This is a genomic window from Phytoactinopolyspora endophytica, from assembly GCF_004138495.1.
Lineage (GTDB): Bacteria > Actinomycetota > Actinomycetes > Jiangellales > Jiangellaceae > Phytoactinopolyspora > Phytoactinopolyspora endophytica.
Genome location: NZ_ML142866.1, coordinates 118,275 through 120,983 on the forward strand (window position 1 = coordinate 118,275; position 2,709 = coordinate 120,983).

At 65.9% G+C, this 2,709-nt stretch carries 2 protein-coding genes; one reads left to right on the plus strand and one right to left on the minus strand.

Going from position 1 to position 2,709, the window contains the following annotated elements; translation table 11 throughout:
• Window positions 1-440, minus strand: a 440-nt coding sequence (locus ELR45_RS42995; protein WP_165368152.1) for an SRPBCC family protein, incomplete at its 3' end; no start/stop codon positions are given.
• 649 nt (window positions 441-1,089) lie between these two features.
• Here ELR45_RS42995 and ELR45_RS27465 point away from each other — a divergent pair.
• Window positions 1,090-2,700, plus strand: a complete 1,611-nt coding sequence (locus ELR45_RS27465; RefSeq protein ID WP_165368144.1) for a sensor histidine kinase — start codon at window positions 1,090-1,092, stop codon at window positions 2,698-2,700.
• The last annotated feature ends 9 nt before the right edge of the window (window positions 2,701-2,709 follow it).

The following is a 2,709-nucleotide window of genomic DNA, read 5'->3' on the forward strand; positions in this document are numbered from 1 at the left end:
GACCCGCTCTCCACCCGCTTCTTGAGTTCCTTGAGTGCCGTATCGATGATGACCTTCTCCGCCTTACGCTTCATCAAGCCGAGCATGGGAATCGCCACATCCACTGTGAGCTGGTAGGTCACCTCGGTGGTCCCGTCCGTGGACTCCTCTAGCCGGTACGAACCTTCAAGAGCCTTGATCAGCGACCCTTCCACCAGCCTCCATCGGACCTCGGTGTCACCGTCCCACTCGTAGGCGAGCGTGTAGGTGTCCTTGACCGGCCCGGCGTCGAGGACGAACTTCGCCTCCTGCGGGCGATCATCCTCCTCATACGCGGCCAGCACGTCCACCCGGCGGACCGAGGTGGTCCATTCCGGGTAGGCCTCGAGGTCAGCGATGACGGCCATGATCGCCGACGCGGGCGCACTGACGGTGATGCTCGACGTGGTCTGTGCAGCCATGCGCTCAACCTTAGTGGTTGCTTCCGCTGTCTCCACCAGGGGTGGGCGCCGGGCCGACGGCGTGTGCGCTGGAACCTGACTCTGCCGGGCACGTGGATGGATGCGGGGCACGCCTACAGGCCGCTCCGCCTCAAGGCTGTCCTTCAGCGCATTGATGTGTCGCTTGAACGATGTCACGTAATGCCGGTGGAGCCGAGCGACGTCTGGCCGCCGCAGCGCCCGGCGGCGGACGTCGGCCGGATCGGCTCGGAGGAACCAGTGCACGACCACGCCGTCACGCCACTCCTCGAGCCAGATCTCGGCCGTGCCGGTGAGCTCGCCCTGGACGTTCCACTGCAGGCCTTCCCGGCCACGGTCCTTCGTCACCGTGAGCAACAGCCGTGGCCACCATTCCTGCCACAAGGCCGGCTCGGCGACCCGTCGTGCCACGGTGCCGGCGTCGGCCACGACGAAGGTCTCGTCCATCACATCGATCGCCCGGCCGTGTTCCTCGGTCATAGCCGTGCTCCTCGGTCATATTCGCTCGCTCCACCATGTCGGTCATGCCCAGCCTCGCGTTCTATTGCGTCTCAGCGCATGACCATGGACAATGCGTTCAAGATCTGCTTCAACACGCCATTTTTGATCTCATGGGGCAAACTTATCCGTTGTGAGCGTTCTGACGTCTGATCCCGCGGCAGCGCAACGCCATTGGCGTGCGCTCGCTGTGGCCCGCCCCGGCATGCTCGCGCTCGTAGTGGCACTGACCGGTTCAGCCAGCAACTTCGTCGACGACTGGTGGTGGCTGGGCGCGTTGGCGCTGGTCGCTCTGGCGGCGGCGATCGGCGAGCGCGTGCTGCCACCGTCACGGATCCGGGCGGCGGCCGAGATGGGCCTCGCCTCGATCGTGATCGGGCTAGGTTTCCCCGACGCCTACCTGGCGTTGCCCTACCTGCTGCTACCGGCGTTCGCTGGAGGGCTCGCCGGGGGTGCGGCCGGCGCCATCCTCGCCACGCTCATCGCCGGATTCGGCATGGCTGCGGGCGACATCCTGGCACGGAACGCGCTACTCAACGGGACATCTGCTGGGAGCCTCGCCGCCTGGCTGGTGATCGTCTTCGTCACCGGCGCGATCGGCGCGTGGCTGCTACGCCAGGAGAACGTCCACGTAGCCGACGGGGAACGGTATGCCGCCGCGTACCGGCTGCTGTCCGAGCTCCGCGTCGTCTCCCGACGGTTGTCCGGCGGGCTCGATCCGATGACCTTGGCTGAGGGCATCCTGGACCACGTCGCCTCCAACATCGAGGTCCGCCGCTCTGCGCTGCTGGTACGTCGCGAAGGCGGCGTCCTGTTCCCGCTCGCTCGACGCGGAGACGACGACGGATGGCTGGTCGGCGCTGAGCACGACCCGGTCGTGCTCGACGCATGGACGAACGAGGTGCCGGCGTGGGCACCAGCCGGCCGGCGCGGGTACCGGGTGGTGCTGCCGCTACGCGTCGGATCCAGGACGATCGGTGCGGTCGTCGCCGACATTCCGGAGCAGGTGTCCTCGGAGGAACTGAACGAGCTGGCCCGGTCCACCGACGAAGGCGCTGTGCGCTTGGAGACCGCCCTTCTGTTCGACGAGGTCCGGGAACTGGCCACCCGCGAGGAGAGGCAGCGGCTGGCCCGCGAGATCCACGACGGCATTGCTCAGGAGCTGGCCTCCCTCGGTTACCTCGTCGACGACTTACTGGCACGTACGACCAACGCGGACGCCGCTTCGCTGGCGACCACTCTCCGCCGCGAGCTGACCCGCATCGTGACCGAGCTTCGGCACTCCGTCTTCGACCTCCGCAGTGACCTCGACCGCGAAGCCGGCCTGGGCGAGACATTGTCCGGATACGCCCGGCAGATGGGCGCACAGGCAAGACTCAATGTCCACCTGGTCAACCAGGAAGGTCAAGAGCGACTCAGACCGGAAGTCGAGGCTGAACTACTACGAATCGGGCAAGAAGCGATCACCAACGTGCGTAAGCACGCAAAAGCCCGTAATCTGTGGGTCACCGTGAGTGTAAATCCACCATCAGCTCACATCCGGGTCGCCGACGACGGCACGGGGATGAGAGAACGCCCGAGCGACCGCTACGGGCTGGACATCATGTCCGAGCGAGCCCGGCGTATCGGAGCTACGTTGGTGATCGAAGACGCGCCCGAAGGGGGTACGGTCGTTGGCGTATCCCTTGGAACTGATAACGAAGAGGGGTTAATCCGTGCCAGTGACGGTCATGCTGGTCGATGATCACGAGCT